The 6,101-nt window shown below is 63.4% G+C and carries 6 protein-coding genes and 1 riboswitch; of the genes, 1 reads left to right on the top strand and 5 read right to left on the bottom strand.

Going from position 1 to position 6,101, the window contains the following annotated elements:
- The coding region (locus tag ACLP9N_RS00225; RefSeq protein ID WP_442405516.1) for an IS110 family transposase at positions 1 to 557 on the bottom strand (557 nt) is incomplete at its 3' end.
- Between the two features lie 288 nt (positions 558 to 845).
- Positions 846 to 958: riboswitch (SAM riboswitch) on the top strand.
- Positions 959 to 989: 31 nt separating this feature from the next.
- Between ACLP9N_RS00225 and ACLP9N_RS00220 the strand changes: the two genes are divergently transcribed.
- Positions 990 to 1,472 (top strand): hypothetical protein, encoded by a 483-nt coding sequence (locus tag ACLP9N_RS00220; RefSeq protein WP_442405515.1) that lies wholly within the window; start codon positions 990 to 992, stop codon positions 1,470 to 1,472.
- Between the two features lie 38 nt (positions 1,473 to 1,510).
- On the opposite strand, the gene solA is transcribed toward ACLP9N_RS00220, so the two are convergent.
- The 4 genes from solA to ACLP9N_RS00200 all read right to left on the bottom strand — a co-directional run bounded on the left by solA (position 1,511) and on the right by ACLP9N_RS00200 (position 5,651).
- Positions 1,511 to 2,659 (bottom strand): N-methyl-L-tryptophan oxidase, encoded by a 1,149-nt coding sequence (solA, locus tag ACLP9N_RS00215; protein WP_442405514.1) that lies wholly within the window; start codon positions 2,657 to 2,659, stop codon positions 1,511 to 1,513.
- Between the two features lie 414 nt (positions 2,660 to 3,073).
- A complete protein-coding gene (locus tag ACLP9N_RS00210) occupies positions 3,074 to 3,919 on the bottom strand; it encodes an enoyl-CoA hydratase/isomerase family protein (protein ID WP_442405513.1) in 846 nt (281 codons plus the stop codon).
- 299 nt (positions 3,920 to 4,218) lie between these two features.
- Complete coding sequence (locus ACLP9N_RS00205; RefSeq protein ID WP_442405512.1) at positions 4,219 to 4,833, bottom strand: VOC family protein; 615 nt, start codon at positions 4,831 to 4,833, stop codon at positions 4,219 to 4,221.
- Positions 4,834 to 5,045: 212 nt separating this feature from the next.
- Positions 5,046 to 5,651, bottom strand: coding sequence for a muconolactone Delta-isomerase family protein (locus ACLP9N_RS00200; protein ID WP_442405511.1), 606 nt, complete (start codon positions 5,649 to 5,651; stop codon positions 5,046 to 5,048).
- Between the last annotated feature and the right edge of the window lie 450 nt (positions 5,652 to 6,101).

Here is a 6,101-nt window from a genome sequence, read left to right as displayed (position 1 = left end):
CCGCGCAAAAGTTCGGCGGCATGATCGGCGCTCAGGTGGCGCCTGGCACCAGCCGGAACCAGCCTGGTGAGCACGACATGGAGTCGGTTGACGGTCTGGGTGCGGGTCTTCACTAGGTCATCGCGGTGCTCGACGACAGCGCACAAAGCCGTGGTAGCAGCATCGATCTCGACAGTGCCCAGCGCGGGTGACGTGAGCGCAGCAATACCGACCGACAGCGCGTCGGCGTCGTCGTTTTTGCGGCCGTGCCCGCTCGAGAGCACTCGCACCCGAGCGGCCAGCTTCGCCGGGACGTCGATGACCTCGATGCCATCGGTACCCAGCAGCGTAGTCAGCGGTGCCCCCAGACCGGCGGCTCCTTCGATTGCCCAGCGGGCGTGCGGCCAGCGGTGCGCGAACCGGCGCAGCGCCCGATAGCCGTCGCGGCTGACCGGCACGCGCACGGTGGCCAATGGCTGCAGTGAACCATCCACCGCGGCCGCGGTCCACGACGCCTTGTGCGGATCAACCGCAACCACGACCCGATCACCGGATATCCTCGTCACCGCAACCGGCACCAACCTCTCCTTTGCCTCGACACAATTCAAAAGCGAGGAGGGCACACCAACTTTCGGCAACGCAGGCCTCTCTTCAGCCACTCCCCGCAGGGGCGGCGGTGACCGGGCTGGCAAGCCAGTAAGTAGTCAGCCAGCAGGCGACAGGGATTGAGCGAGCCACACCCGATCACCGCCTAGAAGAGCATGGCTGCAGACCACGCCCTCCTGGCCACATTCAACAAGTTGGGATTGAACCAGCCATCCATATTGCGGGCTTGCTCGTCGTAAATCCCAAATAGACTGACCTTGCTTCACGAGACGCTGTCGCCAAGCTCCGACTGGACAGCGCGCCAACCCCACGCTCGTGGGTGGCTCGGATGACGAAGCGGCCGACACCAACCGGTGCCGGGCAAGAGCGCCTCCCGAGCGGAGGCTCGAAAGTCTGGATTCTCCATGGCCGGATACATCTGGGATCTCTCTGGCACTGATGAACAGTGCGATTCGTACGCGCCGGGCCATCAGATTCACTGGATCCACTTCAACCACTCCATGCGGGAACCGTCGGCGGTCATCCCCGTCACCGCATCGGTCGCCGACAACGGCCTGGTGCATATCGAGGGCGATGACCTGTCCCTGGTGCGGTGGAATCACCGACCGGCGCTGGTGCGCGCCGCCTTGCAACGCTTTGGCGGGAGGGCAGACTGGAAGCCCCGCTGGTACCTCCTGGCGGTCCCCACCGAGGCTTTCATGGGAAGTGCGCGCAGCGTATTCAGCTTGGCAGCGCTCGACGAACGGCGAGATTGCCGCGTTATCCGCACGACTAACCCCGACCACCTGGTTCCTAGCGCGCCGTCTCCGACGAATGTGCCGCCCCTGCGGATCGCCGCCCGGTACGCGGCGGGGAGACCTCGGCCCACGGTTAGCCCGCCCGATTGACCTGTTCCCCTTCGCCGACGGCCAGGCCCGGCATGCGGTCATGCGGTCGGCAATCTCTGCGGGTCGAACATCGCGATGGGGTGGTCGGTGGCCCGATCGATGGCCAGGTCGGCAAGGATCTCGCCGACCACCGGAACGAATTTGAAGCCGTGCCCGGAGAATCCGCACGCCATGATGACGTCGGCGCATTGCGGGTGGCACCCGATCACGAAGTGCCGGTCGGGAGTATTGGAGTACATGCAGGTCGCCGCGTGCAGGCACTGGCCAGCCAGCGCCGGCAATAACTCGGCGACCCGCGCCCTAATCTCGCTGATTTCCCGCTCGTGCACCACCCGGTCGATGGTGTCCGGCGTACAGGCGGTCCCGTTGCGGGCGAAGCCGACTTTCACGCCGCCCCGCGGTCCGTCGATCGCCGGGAAGCCGTATGTGTGTACGCCGACGGCGTTCTCGTGGATGAAGATGGGGTGATCCTCGAACCCCGAAACACCGCCGATCGGGTCCAGCCAGTACATCACCTGACGTTCCACCGTTATGGGAACACCGAACTGACCCAGCACCTGCGGGGCCCAGGCGCCCAGGCAGATCACCAACTGCCCAGCGGTGTACGACCCACGACTCGTAATGACCCGCATCCCCGCGGCGGTCTGGTTCCAATCCAGCACGGGTTCACCAAATTGCAGTGTGGCCCCCGCTTTTTCGGCGATTTCGACATGTGCGCGCACTGCCAGCTCCGGTCGTGCAAACCCGGCTTTGGCGTCGTAGAGCGCGATATCTTCGGGGTGGGGCGTGAAGTTCGGGAACCGGGCGGTGATCTCGGCGGCGTCGAGCAACTCATGCGGCAGATTCCATTGGCGGCTGGCGCGCAGGCTACCGGATACGATCAGGCAGTCCGGTGGCCCGATGAAAAGGCCCCCGGTGAGTCGACAAACGTCACGTTGGGAGTCGGCAGCCAGCTTCTCCCACAGCTCGTAGGCGCGCAGCAACAGCGGAACATAACCGGGGTCCTCGAAATAAGCCTGGCGGATGATCCGAGACCCGCCGTGGCTGGATCCCTTGTCGTGGGCGGGCTCATGCCACTCCAGGCCGAGCACCCGGCGTCCTCGGGCGGCCAGATGATAGGCGGCGGCACTTCCCATACCGCCCAATCCCACCACGATGACGTCGTAACCCCTTGTTGTGCTGACCATGTCGAGTTACCTCCGGATCGGGGCCATCTTAGGATCGACAACCGGTTGTTGGTGTACGACATCGGGTTTTAATCGCCGGTGCGCACAAATTTTCCGCCGAAACGGCCAGAGACTGGTGCCAGCGTCCAGGACCACGTATTGCGCTGCGGCCTCGCCGAACTCGCCACCGCCACGCCCACCCCAGGCCGTCTGCGATCCGCCGCCAACGCGAAATCGATGTCGAGCGCGGCGGCCGCCGAGACGGTTGTCTTTCTTGTTGTCTTCTTCTCTCTCTCGACGCAGGCGTCTCAAAAGTTCCGTTTTCTTTGTCGTATTCTCATTTTCAGTGTCATCGCAATGTCATCGATGACACGAAAACGAGAATACGTAGCTATGATTTTTTAGTTGGGTGTCCCTATTCTGGTTGTCGTCTGCCTACCGCGCGATCTGGCCCACGTAGTATCCGAGCCGATCTTCGACGTCCCCAGGCTTGTGAAAGCCGCTGGCCATGAGCGCTGTGATTCCTTCCTGGGCGGCGGGTCGCCCAAGCGATGCGATGCACGCATCCCACCCGGCGGCGAGTTCGACGTCCGGCGGCAGGCTGGTGTTGACGAGGCGCTTGGTATTGGCGATCGCCCATTTGTCGAAACCGGCGATGCGGGTCGCTAGCGCCTCGACGAACGCGTCTAGATCGGCGTCGGGGAGGGCGCGATTGACGTAGCCGAAGGCGTCGGCCTGTTCTCCCCGGATGTCTTCGGAGCTCAAGAGCACCTCGAGGGCGCGGTTTCGGCCAATGAGTTGGGGCAGCCGGGCCATGGGGCCGCCGCCGGCGACCATCCCCACGCCCACCTCCCATTGCGAGAGGATGGCCTTTTCGCGGCTGGCGAAACTCATGTCGAACGCGAGCGTGATCTCGCTGCCGTTGCCCGTCGCACGCCCACGGATGAGGGCAATGGAGACGACTGGCAGGCGGGTCAGACGCGCGAGGAAGTCCGGCCAAGGCGGCAAGCCCGTCGGACCGGCCGGCATTGCGGTCAAGTCTTCGAGCTTGGCCAGGAAGTCGGAGTGATTGAGAAAGTAGTCCTCAACGGCGCTGTCGAAGACCACGACCCTGACGTGCTCGTCGGCTTCCAGGGCGTTGATGAGTTCCTGAAACTGCTGGACCATTACCGGGCCCATGACGTTGATCGGCGGGTTGTCGATGGTGACTCGCCAATAGGCAGGCGACCGTCGGTCAAGGCGGATCTGTTCGGAGTTGGTCGGTGAGTTCACCGTTGTCATTGGGTTCTCCTCGTATTCGTAGTGTCGTAAACCGGTTGAGTTCCCTTAACGGCCTTCTCGAGCAACGGATTATCCGTGCGTCGCCGCGACTACTGCCGCGCCCGCCTGACTGACGATTTCGTCCTGGCAATCCATTTCAGTGGCCTCCGGTGGTTTGGGAAGTTATCTTCAAACGGCTATGCCGTCCCCGACGCCATCCCCGACGCTGGTCGTCGGCGTCTTACTTGTTAGCCAGTGGAACTTCTGCACGGCGATACTTACGTCTGGTCGACGGTGCACGCGCCCGGACGATGGCGTTTTCATTCGGGTGGTTCTGCACCGGGGTATTCGGCCACCATGTATTCGGCGTACCAATCGGGCCAGTTCGGATCGGGCTGTCCGATCCGGTTCTCGTGCTGTCCGTGAGCGGTCGCCGCGCGTCGAAGTGCATTCGCGAGCTCGCCAGCAGAACTGAACGACGTCGTGGCGTCAATTCGCCCCGGCAGCCGAGCCGTGATCTCTTGTAGCCACCAGCCGTTGCCGTCGGGGTCGCTGAAGCAAGCGAACGAGGCATAGCTCTGGTGCTCCGGGTGTGGGCCCGGGACTCTGCCGTTGGTGCCGGCGTGGTGAAACACGCCGCCGACGTCGTGGAAGACCTCACTGACCTCGACTCCCGCTGTCATCAATTCGGTTCGCGCGGCCTCGATGTCGGTGACTGCGAGATGCAGTCCTGTGACGGGGGCCGTTCCTGCTGTGATGATCCCGGCACCGAAGATGATCGAGCACGGTGAGCCGGGCGGTGTGAATTGAACGACACGGAAGTCGTCGCCTGCGGCGATATCGGCGTCTAGACGCCATCCGAGTGACAGGTAGAAGTGTTTGGCCCGGTCGACGTCGGTCACGGGAAGCACTACGACTTCGAGTTTAAGGTCCATTGCTTTGTTCCTCTGGGTAAGGGCCGCCGTGGTGCTCGCGACGCGGGCTGATTGCTTTCGTTGGCTGTGCTCGCACAGCGAAGACATTGGCTCCATCGAAGAGCGCCATGGCGGCAATGGCTGCACCGCGGGCGATCTGACGCGTCCCGCGTAACATCAGCATCTTGCGCATCGATGACGGCTGAGCCATGGCGTTGCAGGCGGACATGATGTCACGCCAGGGTGGCGGGGTCACTGGGATGTGGCGAGAGTTGCGTAGTAGTCGTCGCCGTCATCCACGGGTAGAGGGGCAACGACCTCATGATGCCGGCGAGTTGATCTGGGTCGCGGGCGTTCCACAAGCCGAGAGTTCGCCCGACGGACTCGTCTGCGGGCAGCGCCCACAACCGCCGGAGGTGACCTCGGCTGGAAAGCTCACGAGCCCGCTGGGCTTCGCGGTCCAACTTGTCATCCACGGCAATGGAAGGCGTCCCGCCCGGGACGGTAATCGTCATGGCGATCAGATACTCCCGGCCTGGCCCGACACCCGACAGCGCGGGATCGTTCGGGTGCGGCGAAAGCGCCGTCACTTCGTCGGTGCGCCAGATCCGCAACGGCATCGACGCGAGCACGCTTTCAAGGTCATCGGCGTCATCGGCAGAGAAGAGACCCAGCGTGCGCCACTCGCCGGGTTGCAATGGGGGACGCCACAAACGGTGCAGGCATCCGCGCTCTGCGAGGTCGTGCGAGTGGGCGGCCTCATGCTGCCGCACCTCGCTCACTGCTTCCTCGGTCGTGCCTTCAGGAACGTGGGTCGTCATGGTGACCAGGAACTCCACGATGCCTCCTTGGCGAAGTTACCTGTGGGCCAGGTGATTCGGATCGATGCGACCTCGTTGTCGCGCACTGTCAATCCTGGAGCGAGTTTGTTGAGCCCTACGCTTTTTGAGAATCGACAGCGCCGCTGTCGGTTCTCATCCAAGATGGCGGAATTCTCACAGTAATGGCGGACGAGTGGCGGATCCGCCACAAAGATGAGAATCTGATTAGCTGATCTACGCATCACGGAAGGCGGTTTCCGGGTTTCCGCACGAAGGGGTAACTCCAGTGTCACGCTGAATTAGCGGCGGTTTGACCGCCCGGAGTAAGCAGTGTTGGGCGCTGCAAACCTTCCTGGATGAGGTCCCCTGGGAGCAGCTCAGCGGTGTCACGGACAGCTGAAGTAAGGAAATTCGGCCGTGATCCGCGCTGGGTCGGGCGCGACACCGGCGCCCAGCGGGGAGTTGGTC

The sequence above is a fragment of the Mycobacterium sp. genome (assembly GCF_052144515.1).
Classification (GTDB): domain Bacteria; phylum Actinomycetota; class Actinomycetes; order Mycobacteriales; family Mycobacteriaceae; genus Mycobacterium.
This window is presented reverse-complemented; position numbering and strand designations above follow the sequence as displayed.